The sequence below is a fragment of the Actinomadura sp. GTD37 genome, assembly GCF_041951365.1.
Classification (GTDB): Bacteria; Actinomycetota; Actinomycetes; order Streptosporangiales; family Streptosporangiaceae; genus Spirillospora.
On record NZ_JBGNUS010000006.1, the window covers coordinates 130,611 to 147,887 of the forward strand.

Annotated in this window: 13 protein-coding genes and 1 pseudogene; 8 read left to right on the forward strand and 6 right to left on the reverse strand. The window is 73.7% G+C overall.

What is annotated here, in order from left to right:
- Positions 1–72 precede the first annotated feature (72 nt).
- Positions 73–2,199: a transketolase gene (gene tkt, locus ACA511_RS28080; RefSeq protein ID WP_375027629.1), complete on the reverse strand. Its 2,127-nt coding sequence runs from the start codon at positions 2,197–2,199 to the stop codon at positions 73–75.
- Positions 2,200–2,699: 500 nt separating this feature from the next.
- Between tkt and ACA511_RS28085 the strand changes: the two genes are divergently transcribed.
- The 3 genes from ACA511_RS28085 (at position 2,700) to ACA511_RS28095 (ending at position 6,037) form a co-directional block, all read left to right on the forward strand.
- Complete coding sequence (locus tag ACA511_RS28085) at positions 2,700–3,680, forward strand: heme o synthase (protein WP_375027630.1); 981 nt, start codon at positions 2,700–2,702, stop codon at positions 3,678–3,680.
- A 71-nt stretch (positions 3,681–3,751) separates the two neighbouring features.
- The gene (locus ACA511_RS28090; protein WP_375027631.1) at positions 3,752–4,978 is read left to right on the forward strand and encodes a PrsW family intramembrane metalloprotease; all 1,227 of its coding nucleotides are present in this window, start codon (positions 3,752–3,754) and stop codon (positions 4,976–4,978) included.
- Positions 4,979–5,026: 48 nt separating this feature from the next.
- Complete coding sequence (locus ACA511_RS28095) at positions 5,027–6,037, forward strand: heme A synthase (protein ID WP_375027632.1); 1,011 nt, start codon at positions 5,027–5,029, stop codon at positions 6,035–6,037.
- 4 nt (positions 6,038–6,041) lie between these two features.
- Here the strand turns inward: ACA511_RS28095 and polX are convergent, their stop codons facing one another.
- From polX to ACA511_RS28120, 5 genes are all read right to left on the reverse strand, one after another.
- A complete protein-coding gene (polX, locus tag ACA511_RS28100; RefSeq protein ID WP_375027633.1) occupies positions 6,042–7,760 on the reverse strand; it encodes a DNA polymerase/3'-5' exonuclease PolX in 1,719 nt (572 codons plus the stop codon).
- A gap of 39 nt (positions 7,761–7,799) precedes the next feature.
- On the reverse strand, positions 7,800–8,609 hold the full coding sequence (gene prcB / locus ACA511_RS28105; protein WP_375028073.1) for a proteasome subunit beta: 810 nt from the start codon (positions 8,607–8,609) through the stop codon (positions 7,800–7,802).
- Positions 8,610–8,764: 155 nt separating this feature from the next.
- A complete protein-coding gene (locus ACA511_RS28110) occupies positions 8,765–9,709 on the reverse strand; it encodes a DMT family transporter (RefSeq protein ID WP_375027634.1) in 945 nt (314 codons plus the stop codon).
- 3 nt (positions 9,710–9,712) lie between these two features.
- Complete coding sequence (locus ACA511_RS28115; protein ID WP_375028074.1) at positions 9,713–10,429, reverse strand: ABC transporter permease; 717 nt, start codon at positions 10,427–10,429, stop codon at positions 9,713–9,715.
- Between the two features lie 50 nt (positions 10,430–10,479).
- Positions 10,480–11,418 (reverse strand): ABC transporter ATP-binding protein, encoded by a 939-nt coding sequence (locus tag ACA511_RS28120; protein ID WP_375027635.1) that lies wholly within the window; start codon positions 11,416–11,418, stop codon positions 10,480–10,482.
- A 199-nt stretch (positions 11,419–11,617) separates the two neighbouring features.
- On the opposite strand from ACA511_RS28120, the gene ACA511_RS28125 reads away from it, so the two are divergent.
- The 5 genes and pseudogenes from ACA511_RS28125 to ACA511_RS28145 all read left to right on the forward strand — a co-directional run bounded on the left by ACA511_RS28125 (position 11,618) and on the right by ACA511_RS28145 (position 17,266).
- Positions 11,618–12,859, forward strand: a complete 1,242-nt coding sequence (locus ACA511_RS28125; protein WP_375027636.1) for an arginine deiminase — start codon at positions 11,618–11,620, stop codon at positions 12,857–12,859.
- A gap of 64 nt (positions 12,860–12,923) precedes the next feature.
- Positions 12,924–13,922: pseudogene (argF, locus tag ACA511_RS28130) on the forward strand (ornithine carbamoyltransferase); the annotation flags it as partial.
- 25 nt (positions 13,923–13,947) lie between these two features.
- On the forward strand, positions 13,948–14,883 hold the full coding sequence (arcC, locus tag ACA511_RS28135; protein WP_375027637.1) for a carbamate kinase: 936 nt from the start codon (positions 13,948–13,950) through the stop codon (positions 14,881–14,883).
- Complete coding sequence (locus ACA511_RS28140) at positions 14,880–16,334, forward strand: amino acid permease (protein WP_375027638.1); 1,455 nt, start codon at positions 14,880–14,882, stop codon at positions 16,332–16,334. Before arcC ends, ACA511_RS28140 begins: the two co-directional genes overlap by 4 nt.
- The gene (locus tag ACA511_RS28145) at positions 16,331–17,266 is read left to right on the forward strand and encodes a universal stress protein (protein WP_375027639.1); all 936 of its coding nucleotides are present in this window, start codon (positions 16,331–16,333) and stop codon (positions 17,264–17,266) included. The genes ACA511_RS28140 and ACA511_RS28145 overlap by 4 nt, the downstream gene beginning before the upstream one ends.
- The last annotated feature ends 11 nt before the right edge of the window (positions 17,267–17,277 follow it).

Genomic DNA, 17,277 nt, shown 5'->3' on the forward strand with positions numbered 1-17,277 from the left:
TGGCCGGGGGGCCGGGGACGGGCGGCGGGGCCCGCGCCACCGCCGGCGACCGGGCCCCGCCTCCTCGCGGCCCTAGTTGCCGGTGGTCTCGCCGCGCCCGGCGCCGTGCACGCCGGCCTTGATCAGGCTGGCCTTCGCCGCCGCGACGACCCGCTCGGAGGTGATGCCGAACTGCAGGAACAGCGTCTTGTAGTCGGCCGAGGCGCCGAAGTGCTCCAGGCTCACCGACTCGCCGTCGTCGCCGACATACCCGCGCCAGCCGAGCGCGACGCCCGCCTCGACGGACACGCGGGCGCGGACGCCGGGCGGCAGCACCTCCTGCCGGTAGGCGTCGGTCTGCTCCTCGAACCACTCCACGCACGGCATCGACACGACCCGGGTCGGGGTGCCCTCGGCCTGCAGCGCCGTGCGCGCCTCCAGCGCGAGCTCGACCTCGCTGCCGGTCGCGATGATGATCACCTCGGGTCGCCCGCCGTCGGCGTCGGCCAGCACGTAGCCGCCCCGGGCGGCGCCCTCGGCGGACGCGATCTCGCCGCCGCGCTCGAGCGTCGGCAGCTTCTGCCGGGTCAGCGCGAGGCCCGCGGGCCGGTCGGTGTGCCGCAGGACGGTCCGCCACGCGACCGCCGTCTCGTTCGCGTCCGCCGGCCGGACGACGTCCAGGCCGGGGATGGCCCGCAGCGCCCACAGGTGCTCCACGGGCTGGTGCGTCGGGCCGTCCTCGCCGAGGCCGATCGAGTCGTGCGTCCACACGTAGGTGACCGGCAGCTTCATCAGCGCCGCCAGCCGCACGGCCGGGCGCATGTAGTCGCTGAAGATCAGGAACGTGCCGCCGTACGGGCGGGTGCCGCCGTGCAGCGCGATCCCGTTGCAGATCGCGCCCATCGCGTGCTCGCGGACGCCGAAGTGCAGCGTGCGGCCGTAGCGGTGGCCGGGGAACTCCTTGGTCTGGAACTCCTCGGGGATGAAGGACGGCTCGCCCTTCATCGTCGTGTTGTTGCTCTCGGCCAGGTCGGCCGACCCGCCCCACAGCTCCGGCAGCACCGGCGCCAGCGCCGCCAGGACCTCCCCGGACGCGGCGCGGGTCGCGAGGGACCTGCCGGCCTCGAACACCGGGAGCGCCTCGTCCCAGCCGGGCGGCGGCGTCCGGGACGAGATCCGGTCGTACTCGGCCGCCCGCTCCGGCTCGGCCGCCCGCCACGCGTCGAACCGCTCGCTCCAGCCGGCGTGGTCGGCGCGGCCCCGTGCGGACACCTCGCGTGCGTGGGCGAGGACGTCCTCGGGGACGTGGAAGGTCTCGGCCGGGTCCATGCCGAGGACCCGCTTGGTCGCGGCGACCTCGTCGGCGCCGAGCGCCGAACCGTGGATCTTGCCGGTGTTCTTCTTGTTCGGCGCGGGCCAGCCGATGATCGTCCGCAGCGCGATGAACGACGGGCGGGACGTCTCCGCCTTCGCCGCCGCGAACGCCGCCGCGAGCGCGGCGACGTTCTCGTCGTAGTCGCCGTTCTCGGTCCAGTCGACGCGGTGGACGTCCCAGCCGTACGCCGCGTACCGGGCCCGCACGTCCTCCGACAGCGCGATCGCGGTGTCGTCCTCGATCGAGATGTGGTTGTCGTCGTAGAGCAGCACCAGGTTGCCGAGCCGCTGGTGGGCCGCCAGCGCGCTCGCCTCGTGGCTGATGCCCTCCTCGATGTCGCCGTCCGACGCGAACGCCCAGATCATGTGGTCGAAGGGGGATTCGCCCTGCGGCGCGTCCGGGTCGAACAGGCCGCGCTCGCGGCGGGCCGCCATCGCCATCCCGACCGCGTTCGCGATGCCCTGCCCGAGCGGCCCGGTGGTCGTCTCGACGCCCGCCGTGTGCCCGTGCTCGGGGTGGCCGGGGGTGAGGCTGCCCCACTTGCGCAGCGACTTCAGGTCGTGCAGCGTCAGCGGGTAGCCCGAAAGGTACAGCTGGATGTAAAGGGTCAGGCTGGAGTGGCCGCAGGAGAGCACGAACCTGTCCCGGCCGGCCCAGTTCGGGTCCGTCGGGTCGTGCCGGAGGAAGCGCTGGAACAGAAGGTAGGCGGCGGGCGCGAGGCTCATCGCCGTGCCGGGGTGACCGGAGCCGGCCTCCTCGACCGCGTCCATGGCGAGGGCGCGGATCGCGTCGACCGCGCGCCGGTCCTGATCGGACCACTCAAACGTGCTGTTGTCCCTGCTCACGGAACGCCAGGCTCCTCTCGAACCGGTGTATGGATCAATCGGTGATGTCGTGCGCCACAGCTTCCCCCTGCCCCGTGCCGCCGCCCGGTCCGCGGCGGGCGAAGATCATGCCGCGCCCCGGGCGAGCCTACCGCGCGGGAGGGTCGCCGCAGGCTGCGGTGAGAGCGCGCCGCGCGACGCCGCGCTCCGGGGGCCGGGCCGCTCCTGGCGCCTTCGAACACCCTTGCCCGGACGCCTCGCGCGCTAACCCCCCGCACGGGTGATCCGGCGGGTGATCCGGGACGCGCCCGGCGCCGCCCGGACGGCGGCCGCGCGGCGCGTCCGGCGACCCGGTGCGCGCCCCCCGGAGGGGGCGGACTACAGTGATGGCGCGGCTGACGGCCAGCGGCCGCGGCAACCAGACCAAGCCGAAGTCGCACCGACCCGAGGCCGGCCCGGATACGCGGGGGCACCGCCGAGGTGGACCGATTTCTCATCCCTAGTTGGACGTGGACCCGATTGTGACGGTGCTCAGTAACAAGCGCGGGGTCGAGCTCGACGAGCGGGCGCTCGTGCCGGCGCTCGTGCCGGAACCCGCCGAAGGCGCCGCCCGCCGGACGGTGGGCGCGAGTCTGCGCGCCTATGTGGCGCTGACGAAGCCGCGCGTCATCGAACTGCTGTTGATCACCACCATCCCGGTGATGTTCCTCGCGGCCGGCGGCCTCCCGCCGCTGTCCACCGTGCTGCTGACGCTGGCGTTCGGGACGATGTCCGCCGGGGCCGCCAACGCGATCAACTGCTACATCGACCGCGACATCGACGCCAAGATGCGCCGCACCCGGCGCCGTCCGCTGGCCCGGCACCAGGTCACCCCCGCCCGCGCTCTGATCTTCGGGGTGACGCTCGCCGTGCTGTCCACGGCCGGGTTCCTGCTGACGGTCAACGCGGTCGCCGCGGCCGGGTCGCTGTTCGCGATCCTGTTCTACGTCTTCGTGTACTCGCTGCTGCTCAAGCGGCGCACCTCGCAGAACGTCGTGTGGGGCGGCATCGCCGGCTGCATGCCCGTCCTCATCGGCTGGGCCGCGATCACCGGGTCCGTCGCCTGGACGCCGCTGGTGCTGTTCATGGTGGTGTTCCTGTGGACGCCGCCGCACACGTGGACGCTCGCGATGCGCTACCGCGAGGACTACGCCATCGCCAAGGTCCCGATGCTGCCGGTCGTGGCGTCGGAGCGGCGCGTCGTCACCGAGAGCCTCGTCTACACCTACGCGACCGTCGCGGCCTCGCTGGCGCTGTGGCCGGTCGCCGCCATGAGCCCGGTGTACGGGGCCGTCGCGGTCGTGCTCGGCCTCGTCTTCCTCGCCGAGGGGCACCGGCTGCTGAAGGCGGTGCGCGCCGGGGTCACCGGTGTCCACCTGCGGCCGATGCGCTTCTTCCACCTCTCCAACACCTACCTGGCGCTGCTGTTCACCGCCGTGGCGCTCGACCCGCTGCTGCACTGACGTCGCCGCCCGGTCACCTACCGTGGCGGCCCGGCTTAGCGCTTCGCCCGACCTGCCGTTACGCTCACGTCATGGCGACCATGGACCCGAAGGCGGTGCTGGAGGGCCGGGTCCCCGGCAGGCCCCCGGTCGGCCTCATCGTCGGCATGACCGTGTCCGGGCTCTGCATCCTGGTCGCGTTCGGCGCCGACGCCGCGCTCGGCGGGGCGGCCTTCTGGGTCGGCGTGCTCCTCGCCATCCTCCCGATCCCGGTGCTGGTCGCCCTCGCCCTCACCCTCGACCGGCTGGAGCCCGAGCCGCCGCGCGCCCTCGCCTTCTCGTTCATGTGGGGCGCGGGCATCGCCGTGCTCGGCGCGCTCGTCCTCAACACCGCCGGGCTGCTGTACGTGACCGTGCCCATCTTCGGCGAGACCGAGGGCCACTTCGTCAGCGCCACCTTCGGCGCGCCGGTCATCGAGGAGACGCTGAAGGGCGCCGTCCTGTTCGGCCTGCTGTGGTTCCGCCGCAACGAGATCGACGGCTTCGCCGACGGCATCATCTACGCCGCGATGGTCGGCCTCGGCTTCGCCATGATGGAGAACATCACCTACTACATGCGGGCGTTCGAGGACGGCGGCGCCCAGCAGCTCCAGGCGGTCTTCATCCTGCGCGGCCTCATCGCGCCGCTCAGCCACCCGCTGTTCACCTCCATGACCGGCCTCGGCGTCGCCTACGCCGCCACGCACCGGCGCGGCCAGATCGCCGCGCCGCTCGCCGGGCTGCTCGGCGCGATGATCCTGCACGGGCTGTGGAACGGGGCCGCCGGCGCGTTCGGCCTCGCCGGCCTCGGCATCGTCTACCTGCTGGACTTCTGCGTCCTGGTGACGCTGATCGTCATCGTCTTCGTCGAGCGGCGCGGCACCGTCCGGCGCATCGAGGCGTACCTGCCGATGTACGCCGGGACGGGCCTGGTCACGCCGCAGGACGTGCGGATGCTGCGGTCCATCCCGTCCCGCCGGGCCGCCCGCCGCTGGGCCCGGTCCGTCGGCGGCCCGCCCGCCGGCCGCGCCATGACCGACTACCAGCTCGCCGCGACCGAGCTGGCGCTGCTGCACAAGCGGGCCGACCGGGGAGTGGCCGACCAGCGCTGGTTCGTCGCCCGCCGCGACTCGCTGCTGGAGCTGATGTCGCTCGCCAGGCAGGCGTTCCTGCGCACGCCGCCGCGCCCGGGGGCGGGCCGGCCGGGCGGCCCGCCGTGGGCGGCGCAGGGCCCCTCGGGATTCCTGCCGCCGCGGGCGCCCGGACCGTACGGGACGTAACCGGGGGGCGGGTCGGCGGCACGGCGACCCGGCCATACGATTGGTGCCGTGGCAGAGCGACCCTCCTCCAACCTCCTGACCCGGTCCTGGAACGCCGTGTGGCGTCCGACCCCCGGGTCGCTGCGGCTGCTCGCGCTGCTCGGCGTCGTCGGCAACGTGCTGATCGTCGTCAGCGGCGGCGCCGTCCGCGTCACCAAGTCCGGGCTCGGCTGCCCCGACTGGCCGCGCTGCAGCGGCGACAGCCTCGTCCCCACCCACGACCCCGAGCACCACGTGCTGAACATGTCGATCGAGTTCGGCAACCGGCTGATCACCTTCGTGGTGCTGGGCGTCGGGATCCTGGTGTTCGTCGCGGCGCTGCGGCTGCGCCCGCGCCGCAGGTCGCTGGTGTGGTGGGCGCTGGCGCAGCCGATGAGCGTGGTCGCGCAGGCCGTCATCGGCGGCATCGTCGTCCTCACCGAGCTGCACCCGGCCGCCGTGTCGCTGCACTTCCTCGTCTCCCCGGCGCTGCTGGTGTTCTGCGTGGCGCTCTGGGTCCGCGCGGGGGAGGGCGACGCGGTGCCGCGCCCGCTCGCCGGGCCGCGGACGCGGGGGCTCGCCGCCGTGCTGCTGGGCGCCTGCGCCGCCGTCCTCGTCGCGGGCACCGTCGTCACCGGAACCGGCCCGCACGCGGGGGACGCCGAGTCGCGCCGCTACGGGTTCGACATCACCGAGGTCGCCCGCATCCACGGCGAGCTGGCCTGGCTCACCATGGCCCTCACCGCGGCCGTCGTCGTGGCCGTCTACCGGGCGGGCACGCCCGGTCTGCGGGACGCGCGCCGCCGCGGGCTGGAACTGGCCGGGCTGATCGTCGCGCAGGGCGCGATCGGCTACACCCAGTACTTTCTCGGCGTCCCCGCCGGGCTGGTGCTCCTGCACATGCTCGGCGCGGTGCTGATGTGGATCGCCGCGTTCCGCCTCTTCTTCGCGCTCCGCGACCGCGGGCCCGTCCCCGCCGCGGCGCCGGCCGCCCCGGCCGCCGCGCAGGCGTCCGAGGCCGGGGCCCCGCAGCCCGCCTGACGGGTCACCGCTTCCGCAGGAAGTCGCGGAGGCGGTCGAGGGGCCAGGTGTTGATGACGTCGCCGGGGGTCAGCCAGCCGCGCTGGGCGGTGCCGACGCCGTAGCGGATGTTGCGGTGGTGGCCGAGGGAGTGCGCGTCGGTGTCGACGGAGAACCGCACGCCGAACCGCTTCGCCCGGCGGACCAGGTCGGCCGGCAGGTCGAGGCGGTCGGGGAACGAGTCGATCTCCATGGCGGTCCCGGTGCGGGCGGCGGCGCGGAAGACCTCGTCCCAGTCGGCGTCCACCGGCGCGCGGCGGCCGATGCTGCGGGCGGTGGGGTGGCCGATGACGTGGACGTGCGGGTTCTCGCAGGCCCGGACGAGGCGGCGGGTCATGGCGTCCCGGTCCTGGGTGAAGTGGGAGTGGACCGAGGCGACGCAGACGTCGAACGCGGACAGGAAGCCGGCGTCCCAGTCGACGCCGCCGTCCGGGTCGATGTTGAGCTCGGTGCCGTGGAGCAGGACCATGTCGGGGTAGCTCTTCTGGAGTTCGGCGATCTCGGCGCGCTGGGCGAGCATCTTCTCGTCCGTCATGCGCTGCATCACCAGGTCGGGCGCGTGGTCGGTGATCGCGTAGTACTCCAGGCCGCGGGCGTGCGCGGCGGCGGCCATGTCCGCCAGGGAGGCGACGCCGTCGGTCAGGTCGGTGTGGCTGTGCAGGTCGCCGCGCAGGTCGTCGACGGTGACGAGGCGGGGCAGCTCGTCCTTGAGGGCCGCCTCGATCTCGCCGGTGTCCTCCCGGAGGGACGGGTGGACCCAGGGCAGGCCGAGGCGCTCGTAGACCTCCTCCTCGGTCTCGGACACGATCAGCTCGTCGGACTCGGCGTCGAACAGGCCGTACTCCGACAGCTTGAGGCCCGCCTTGACGGCGATCTCGCGGGTGCGGATGTTGTGGGCCTGCGACCCGGTGAAGTACTGCAGCGCGGCGCCCCACGCCTCCGGCGGGACGACGCGCAGGTCGACCTGGAGGCCCTTGGCCGTGCGGATCGAGGTCTTCTTGTCGCCGCCCGCGACGACCTCCGCGACGAACGGCAGCGCGGTGAACGCCTCCATGATCGGACGCGGGTCGCGGGAGGCGGCGAGGACGTCGACGTCGCCGATCGTCTCGCGCATCCGGCGCAGCGAGCCGGCGTGGGCGCAGCGCTCCACCTGGGGGAGCTCCGACAGCGCCGCGACGACCTCGTCGGCGACGCCCGCGGCGGCGTCGACCAGGACGCGCTCACCGGAGGTCCGCATCACCTCGATGCCGCGGAGGATGTTCTCCTCGGTCTTGGCGCCGAAGCCCTTGAGACCGCGCAGGCGGCCCTCCCCGATGGCGGCGGCCAGCTCGTCCACCGAGGAGATGCCGAGCTCCTCGTAGACGGCGAGGGCCTTCTTCGGGCCGAGCGTGGGGATGGCCGTGAGGGCGCGGACCCCGGCCGGGATCTGGGCGCGCAGCTCCTCCACCTGGCGGATCGTGCCGGTGGCGTTGTAGTCGAGGACCTTCTTCGCGATGGCCTCGCCCACGGCCGGGATCCTGCGGAGCCCGGCCAGGTCGAGGTCGGCGATGTCGTCGGGATGGCCGGCGATCGCCCGCGCGGCCTTCTCGTACGCTCTGATCTTGAAGGCGTCGCCGCCGGTGATGGACAGCAGGTCGGCCAGTTCCTGGACGAGGGCCGCGGCCTCGTCGTTCGCGCGTGCCATACGGCCGATTCTAGGAGCCGGGTACGACGTTTCCGATGATCAGCGCAGCGGCGCGACCGGCCCGCCGGGGTTGTCCATCCGGCCGCGGACGACCTCGTCGGCGATCGCGGACACCTCGTCCCCGGGCAGGCGGCGGTAGCCGTCGCCGGTGACGACCGCGATGGTCGGGTAGATGCGCCGCGCCGGGTCGGGCCCGCCGGTGGCCGTGTCGTCGTCGGCCGCGTCGTAGAGGGCGTGGACGCAGACGGTGGCGGCGTCCTCCAGGGACAGGTCGCGCCGGTAGAGCTTCTTCAGCGCGCCCAGCGCGTAGGGGGAGCCGGAGCCGTCGGCGTGGAAGTCGCGGGCCTCCTGCGGCGCGCCGGTGATGTCGTAGGTGAAGATGCGCCCCTCGTCCGCGCCCGGCTCGTAGCCGGTGAACAGCGGGACGACCGCGAGGCCCTGCAGCGCCTGGGCGAGGTTGGCCTGGATGACCGCGCCCAGCCTGCGGGCCTTGCCCGGCAGGGACAGCGGGACGGTCTCCATCTTCTCGTAGTGCTCCAGCTCCACCTGGAACAGCCGGACCATCTCCAGCGCGAGCCCGACCGTCCCGGCGAACGCGACCGCCGAGTACTCGTCGGCGCGCTGCACCTTGTCCAGCTCCCGGTAGGCGATGCGGTTGCCCTGGGTGGCGCGCCGGTCGCCGGCCATCATCACGCCGCCCGGGAACGTCAGCGCCAGGACGGTCGTGCCGTGCGGCAGCTCCGGGGCGTCGCCCTCCGGCACCCGGTTGACCGGCAGCAGCTCGGGGGAGTGGAGGCGCAGGAGGTCGACGAACGACGCCGAGCCCGCCTCGAAGAACTCGGGCGGCATCCCCTGGTCCTCGGTCCGGCCGATCACGGCGGCTCCTCTCCGCATGCTGGGCGATCCGTACATCCCGATCCTTCCACGCTGCCACATGGGCCCGCCACATCCCGGGCGGTTCACGGCGAGGCGGCGGCCTCCCCGTGCCGTCGGGCCCGCTCCGCTCAGGCCGCGGGCGCCGCCGGCGGTTCCTTCTGCCCCCGTGTCGCGCCCGCGCAGGCGACGATGACGCAGCCGATCGCGGCCCATTGGCGCCCGGTGAGGATCTCGCCGAGGACGACCAGGCCGACGAGGGCGGCGACGGCGGGCTCCAGGCTCATCAGGATGCCGAAGACGCGGGCGGGCACCCGCCGCAGCGCCTCCAGCTCCAGCGAGTACGGGATCACCGACGACAGCAGGCCGACGCCGAGCCCGATCAGCAGCAGCGTCGGGTCGAGCAGGGCGCCGCCCGCGGCGACGCCGGTCGCGATGCCGCCCGGCAGCATCACCAGCGTCCCGATGATGCTGGCCAGGGCCAGCCCGGTGGTGCCGGGGAACCGCTGCCCGGTGGCGGCGGTGAGCAGGATGTAGGACGCCCAGCCGACCGCGGCGAGCAGCGCGAACGCGATGCCGGCGAGGTCGGCGTCGCCGCCGCCCCGGGCGAGCATGAGCACGCCCGCGCCCGCGAGCAGGACCCACAGGGCGTCGCGCGGGCGGCGCGAGCCGGCGATGGCCACCGACAGCGGGCCGAGGAACTCGATCGTCACCGCCACGCCCAGCGGGATCCGGGCCAGCGACTGGTAGAACGCGAAGTTCATCCCGGCGAGGGAGAGCCCGTAGCCGGCGACGACGGCGAGGCTCGTCCAGGAATGGTCGCGCAGCACCGTCCGCAGCGCCCTGCGGGCCACGAAGCCCAGCACGAGCGCCGAGGCCAGCAGCCGGATCGACACGACCGCCGTCGGCGGCAGCCGCTCGAACAGGTGCTTGGCGAGCCCCGCGCCGACCTGCACGGACACGATGCCGAGCAGGATCAGGGCGGGCGGCGGGACCGAGCCCAGCGAGAGCGTGCGGACGCGTCCGGGGACGCGGCTCGCGCCGCCGAGCGACCCGGGCGCCTCAGCGAGAGCCAAGGGTCACTCCCATCTGAAGAACCGGGCGGCGAGGGCGAGGCCGGCGACGGCCCACACCGCGAGGACGAGCAGCGGCTGCGCCGGGAGCGCCGCGCCGTCCTGGAGGACGTCGCGCAGCCCGCCGGCGAGGGCCGAGATCGGCAGCAGCTCCAGGGCGTCCCGCACCGGGCCGGGGAACTTGTCGAGGGGGAAGACGACGCCGCCCACGGCGAGCAGCAGGATGTAGACGAGGTTCGCCGCGGCGAGGGTGGCCTCGGCGCGCAGCGTCCCGGCCATGAGGAGCCCGAGCCCGGAGAACGCGGCGGTGCCGAGCAGCAGCAGGACGAGCACCGAGCCGGGGTCGCCGTCCGGGCGCCAGCCGAGCGCGAGCGCCACCGCGCAGATCACCGCGGCCTGCACGAGCTCGACCGCGAGGACGCTGGCGGTCTTGGCGGCGATGAGGCCGCCGCGCGGCAGCGGGGTGGCGCCGAGCCGCTTGAGGACGCCGTAGCGCCGCTCGAAGCCGGTCCCGATGGCCTGCCCGGTGAACGCCGTCGACATCACCGCGAGCGCGAGGATGCCCGGCGTGAGGAAGTCGACCCGGCGGCCGGAGCCGAGGTCGAGCAGGGACGTGGCGCCGAACAGCACGAGCAGCACCACCGGGATGATCAGCGTCAGCAGCAGCTGCTCGCCGTTGCGCAGCACGGTGCGGAACTCGTAGCCCGCCTGCGACATGATCATCCGCGGCAGCGGCACGGCCCCCGGGGCGGGGGACAGGTCCAGGGGGGCGGTCACGGGCGCAGCTCCCGTCCGGTGAGTTCGAGGAAGACGTCCTCCAGGGTGCGGCGCTCGATCCGCAGGTCCTCGGTCATGACGCCGTGCGAGGCGCACCACGCGGTGACGGTGGCGAGCAGCTCGGGCCGGACGTCCGCCTCGATCAGGTAGTGCCCGGCGGGCGACTCCTTCGCGGCGCTCCCGGCGGGCAGCGCCGACAGCAGCTCCTCCAGGCCGAGGCCGGGCCGGGCGCGGAACCGCAGCTGCCGCTCGGCGCCGGTCAGCTCCTCGGGCGCGCCGCCGGCCACGACCGCGCCGTGGTCGACGATGACGACGCGGTCGGAGAGGCGCTCGGCCTCCTCCATGTTGTGGGTGGTGAGGACGACCGACGCCCCGGCGGAGCGCAGCTCCTCGATCAGCTCCCAGGTGGCGTGCCTGGCCTGCGGGTCGAGCCCGGTGGTGGGCTCGTCGAGGAAGACGAGTTCGGGCCGCCCGACCACGGCGACGGCGAGGGAGAGCCGCTGCTGCTGCCCGCCCGACATCCGGCGGAAGGGGGTGCGGGCGTGCTCGGTGAGGCCGAGCCGCTCCAGCAGGGCGGACGTGTCGAGCGGCGCGGCGTGGAACGAGGCGACGAGGTCCAGGAACTCGCCGGCGCGGGCGGTGCCCGGCACCCCGCCGGACTGCGGCATCACGCCCACCCGCGGCTTCAGCGCCCGGCCGTCGGCGGCCGGGTCGAGGCCGAGGACGCGGACGGTGCCGGAATCGGCCCGCCGGAACCCCTCGCAGATCTCGACCGTGGTCGTCTTGCCGGCGCCGTTCGGGCCGAGCAGCGCCGTCACGGCGCCCCGGGCGGCGGTGAAGGACAGGCCGTCCACGGCCGTGGCGGAGCCGTAGCGCTTGACGAGCGAGCGCAGCTCGACCGCGCTGTCCGGGCCGCCGCCTCCGGGGGGTGTCATGCCGACGAGTTTAGGTCCGGGGCGCGACAGCTCCGCGCCGGGTCCCGCCGGTGCGCCGGGTGAAGGTCCGGTAAAGCCTCCGGGTGGAGGTCGATCCCGTTTTACCCGCCCGGCCTCGGGGAATTGACGGCCTGTCGCCGGGCCGTCCCCGGCGGTCTGGGGCCGTGCGGCGCGGGGGCCGGGGCCGGAGGGGGTGGGGATGACGTTCCACGTCGATTCGGAGGCCGGCCGGCTCCGGGAGGTCCTGCTGCACCGGCCCGAGCTGTCGCTGAAGCGGCTCACCCCGTCCAACGCGGAGGGGCTGCTGTTCGACGACGTGCTGTGGGTGCGGCGCGCGGTGGAGGAGCACGAGGAGTTCGAGGACGTGCTGCGCGCGGAGGGCGTCCGCACGCACCTGCTGATCGACCTGCTGCGCGAGACGATCGGGATCCCGGAGGCGCGCAAGCACATCCTGGACGCCGTCGTCGACCCGCACTGGTTCGGGCCGCTCGCCACCGACGCGATCCGCAACTGCTTCGACGCCATGGACGTCCAGGAGCTGGGCTCGTTCCTGGTCGGCGGCATCACCAAGCGGGAGATGCTGGAGCGGATGCAGGAGCCGGCGTCGATCGCGTTCCACTCCATCGGCATGGACGGGTTCATCCTGCCGCCGCTGCCGAACCACCTGTTCACCCGCGACACGTCCTGCTGGGTCTACGACGGCGTCTCGATCAACACCATGCGCAAGAAGGCGCGGATGCGCGAGACGGTGAACATGGAGGCGGTCTACCGCTGGCATCCGCTGTTCGCCGCCGGCTACGACCGGCCGGACGAGGGCGGCTTCCACGTGTGGAACAGCGGGACGTCGATGGCCCCGGCGACGCTGGAGGGCGGCGACGTCCTGGTCATCGGGAACGGCGCCGTGCTGGTCGGGATGAGCGAGCGGACGCAGCCGCAGGCCGTCGAGATGCTCGCGCAGTCGCTGTTCGCCGCCGGGTCGTGCACCCGGATCGTCGCGCTGCGGATGCCGCGGAAGCGGGCGTTCATGCACCTGGACACGGTCATGACGATGGTCGACCACGGGGTGTTCACCGCCTACGCGGGGATGGGCATGCTGCCGTCCCACACCGTCGAGCCCGGCGACACCGAGAAGGAGCTGAAGATCACCGATCACGCTCCGGAGGACATGCACCGGGCGATCGCCGCCGCGCTCGGGCTGGACGGCGTCAAGGTCGTCACCCCGACGCAGGACGTGTTCTCCGCCGAGCGCGAGCAGTGGGACGACGGCGCGAACGTCCTCGCCGTCTCGCCCGGCGTCGTCGTCGCCTACGAGCGCAACGCGACGAGCAACAACGAGCTGAGCCGGAACGGGATCCAGGTCATCACCGTCCGCGGCAGCGAGCTCGGCCGGGGGCGCGGCGGCCCCCGGTGCATGACCTGCCCGCTCGTCCGGGACGCCTGACGACCACCTCGACCAGCCTCGACCAGCCTCGACCAGCCTCGGCACGACCCTCGGGAGACCGGAAATGGCGCTCGACCTGCGCGGCCGCAGCCTCGTCAGGGAACTCGACCTCACGCCGGAGGAGTTCGGGTCCCTGCTCGACCTCGCCGCCGAACTGAAGGCCGCGAAGTACGGCGGCACCGAGTCGCCCGTCCTGACCGGCATGAACATCGCGCTGATCTTCGAGAAGACGTCCACCCGGACGCGCTGCGCGTTCGAGGTCGCCGCGCACGACCAGGGCGCCCACGTGACCTACCTCGACACGAGCGGGACGCAGATCGGCCACAAGGAGTCGATGAAGGACACGGCGCGCGTGCTGGGGCGCATGTACGACGGCATCGAGTACCGGGGCTCCAGCCAGCGGCTCGTCGAGGAACTGGCCGAGTACGCGGGCGTCCCGGTGTGGAACGGCCTGACCGACGAGTGGCACCCCACGCAGATGCTCGCCGACATGCTCACCATGCGCGAGCACGGCGGCAAGCCTCTGCGGGAGGTCGCCTACGCCTACCTGGGCGACGCCCGGAACAACATGGGCCACTCCTATGTGGCGGCCGGTGCGCTCCTCGGCATGGACGTGCGCATCGTCGCGCCCCGGGCGCTCTGGCCGGACGAGAAGACGGTCCTGGAGCCGTCCAGGGCGGTGGCGGCCGAGACCGGAGCGCGGATCGCGCTCACCGAGGACGTCGCCGAAGGCGTGCGGGGCGCCGACTTCGTCATCACCGACGTATGGGTGTCGATGGGCGAGCCCGAGGAGGCCTGGGACGAGCGCATCGCGCTGCTCGCGCCGTACCAGGTCGACTCCGGGGTCATGCGGGCCACCGGCAACCCGGACGCCAAGTTCATGCACTGCCTCCCCGCCTTCCACAACCGGGAGACCGCGGTGGGGGAGGAGATCTACCGGAAGACCGGCCTGGACGCGCTCGAAGTCACCGAGGAGGTGTTCGAGTCGGACGCCTCCATCGTCTTCGACGAGGCCGAGAACCGGATGCACACCATCAAGGCGGTCATGGTCGCGACGCTCGGTCGGCCGGGCGGGGGAGGGGGAGCGAATGCGGGTGGTCGTCGCACTCGGGGGGAACGCGCTGGTCAGGCGGGGTGAGACGCCCGACGCCCGGCCGCAGCGGCGCAACGTGGACCGGGCCGTCCGGTCGCTGGCGCCGCTCGCCGAGAGGCACGAGCTGATCATCACGCACGGGAACGGGCCGCAGATCGGGGTGCTGTCGCTGGAGAGCGTCAACGACCCGAACCTGACCCGGCCGTACCCGCTGGACACGATCGGCGCCGAGACCCAGGGGATGATCGGCTACTGGATGCTGCAGGCGCTGCAGAACGCGCTGCCCGGCCGCCAGGTGATGGCGATGATCAACCAGACGCTGGTGTCGGCGGTGGACCCGGCGTTCGAGAACCCGACCAAGTTCGTCGGCCAGGTGTACGACCGGGACGAGGCCGAGAAGCTCGCCGCCGAGTACGGCTGGACGGTCCGCCCGGACGGGGACGCGTGGCGCCGCGTGGTGCCGTCCCCGCGCCCGCAGCGGGTGATCGAGACGCGGCTGATCAGGGAGCTGGTCCGGCTCGGCACGGTCGTGGTCTGCGCGGGCGGCGGCGGCGTCCCGGTCTTCCGCAACGACGTCGGCCGGCTGGAGGGCGTCGAGGCGGTGATCGACAAGGACCTCACCGCGGCCGTCCTCGCCGAGAGCATGGACGCGGACGCGCTGCTCATCCTCACCGACGTGCCCCGGGTGATGCGCGGCTTCGGCACGCCCGCGCAGGAGGAGATCGCCCACACGACGCCGCACGGGCTGCGGTCCGAGGACTTCCCCGCCGGGTCGATGGGCCCCAAGGCCGAGGCGGCGGCGAGCTTCGTCGAGCGGACCGGCGACATGGCCGCGATCGGGCGGCTCGACCAGTGCGTGGAGATCCTGGCGGGCACCGCCGGCACCATCGTCACCCCCAACGCCACCTGGCCGCTGGAGAGCACCCTGTGACCGCCGGGACGGCGGGCGCCTCGTTCGCGCGCAGCCTGCTGCGGACCAAGCCCGTCGACCGGATCGTCGCCGAGGGCGGGCAGGGCGAGGGCGGCGAGCTGAAACGCTCGATGGGCCTGCTGCAGCTCACCTTCTTCAGCGTCGGCGCGACCCTCGGCACCGGCATCTTCGTCGTGCTCGGCGAGGCGGTGCCGCTGGCCGGCCCGGCCGTCGTGCTGTCGTTCGTGCTGGCCGCCGTCACCGCGCTGTTCTCCGCCCTGTCGTACGCGGAGCTGGCCGGGACGATCCCGGTCTCCGGCTCGTCCTACTCCTACGCCTACGCCACGCTCGGCGAGCTGGTCGCGTGGGTCTGCGGATGGTGCCTGCTGCTGGAGTACGCGGTCTCGGTGTCGGCCGTCGCGGTCGGCTGGGGCTCCTACCTGAACGCGTTCTTCGACTCGGCGCTCGGCTTCACGATCCCGGAGGCGATCAGCAACCCGCCCGGCGAGGGCGGCCTGGTCAACGTCCCCGCGGTCGTCGTGGTGCTGTTCGCCACGCTGCTGCTGCTGCGCGGCACGTCCGAGAGCGCCACCGCCAACACGATCATGGTGTTCCTCAAGATCGGCGTGCTGCTGTTCTTCTGCGCGATCGCCTTCACCGCGGTCCGGTCCCGGAACCTCACCCCGTTCGCGCCGATGGGCTGGGCGGGCATCAGCGCCGCCGGCGGCAAGGTCTTCTTCTCCTACATCGGCTTCGACGCCGCCTCCACCGCGGGCGAGGAGGCCAAGAACCCGCGCCGCGACCTGCCGCTCGCGATCGTCCTGTCGCTGGCCATCGTGACGGTCCTCTACGTGCTCGTCGGGCTCGCCGCCGTCGCCGCGATGCACTGGGAGCGGTTCGAGCTGAGCGGCGCGGAGGCGTCCCTCGCCCAGGTGCTGGACGTGGCGACCGGGCGGTCCTGGCCGTCGACGATCCTCGCCCTCGGCGCCGTGATCGCCATCGCCAGCGTCGTGCTGACCGTCATGTACGGGCAGACCCGCATCCTGTTCGCGATGTCGCGGGACGGGCTGGTCCCGGACGTGTTCCAGAGGGTCAGCCCCGGCCGCCGCGTGCCCGTCGCCAACACGGTGATCGTGGCGGTGTTCATCGCGATCCTCGCCGCGGCGATCCCGCTCGGCCGGCTCGTGGACGCCACCAGCATCGGGACCCTGTTCGCGTTCGCGCTGGTCAGCGTCGGCGTCATCATCCTCCGCCGGACCCGGCCGGAGCTGCCGCGCAGCTTCCGCACCCCGTTTTTCCCGGTGACGCCGCTGCTCGGCGTCGGGTTCTGCGTGTACCTGATGGTCGGGCTCGGCGGCGTCACCTGGGCGGTGTTCGGGCTGTGGTGCCTCATCGGGCTGGCCGCCTACTTCCTGTACGGCCGCCGCCATTCGCGCCTGGCGGCGGGATCCGCGGGAAGGGGTACGCCATGAGCGACACGAACGGAACGCGGGTGCTGGTCGGCTACGTCCCCGACGAGCGCGGCGACGACGCGCTCGCGCTGGCGGCCCTCCTCGCCCGGACGCTGAGCGCGCCGCTGACGGCCGTGCACGTCCACCCGCCGCCGTGGCCCACGCCCGGCCCCGGGTCCGTGGACGCCGAGTGGGTCGCCTACCTCAAGGGCCAGGCGGACGAGGCGCTCACGGCGGCCGCGGGGCGGCTGGCGGAGCTGGGCGTCCCGGAGCGGGACGTCGAGCTGCGCGTCCACTCCCACCGGGGCAGCGGGCGCGGGCTCATCCAGGTCGCGAGGGACGCGGGCGCCGACCTGATCGTGGCCGGCTCGGCGCCGCGCGGGCGGCGCGGCCGCGTCGCCATCGGCAGCACCGCCGACCAGCTGCTGCACGGCTCGCCCGTCCCGGTCGTGCTGGCCCCGCGCGGCTACGCGGCGCACCCGCCGCGGCGGTTCGCGCGGATGACGCTCGCGTACTGGCGGCGCCGCGACGCCGACGGGCCGCTGTCGGCCGCCGCCGCGCTGGCCGAGCGGCTGGACGTGGAGCTGCGGCTGCTCACGCTCGTGCTGAGGCCGCCCGGCCTCGCGGCGCGGTTCCACGTGCCGGGCGGCGTCCTGGACCGCCAGGTCGCCCAGGCCGAGGAGGACCTCCGCTACGCCGCCGGGCTGTTCGGCGGCGGGCCGCCGGTGGAGCGGCTCACGGCCGTCGGGCCCGACATCGCCAAAACCCTCGGCACGGTCGATATGCTGCACGGCGAGGTGCTCGCCTGCCTGTCCAGCCACGACGGGCCGCTGCGCAAGGTCTTCCTCGGGGAGACCTCCGGCAAGATCGTCCGCGCCGCGGCGTGCCCGGTGCTGCTGCTGCCCCGCGGGGCGGCCGCGCCGACCGTGGGCGAGAAAGCCCAGGTTAGGTAAGGCTTACCTGC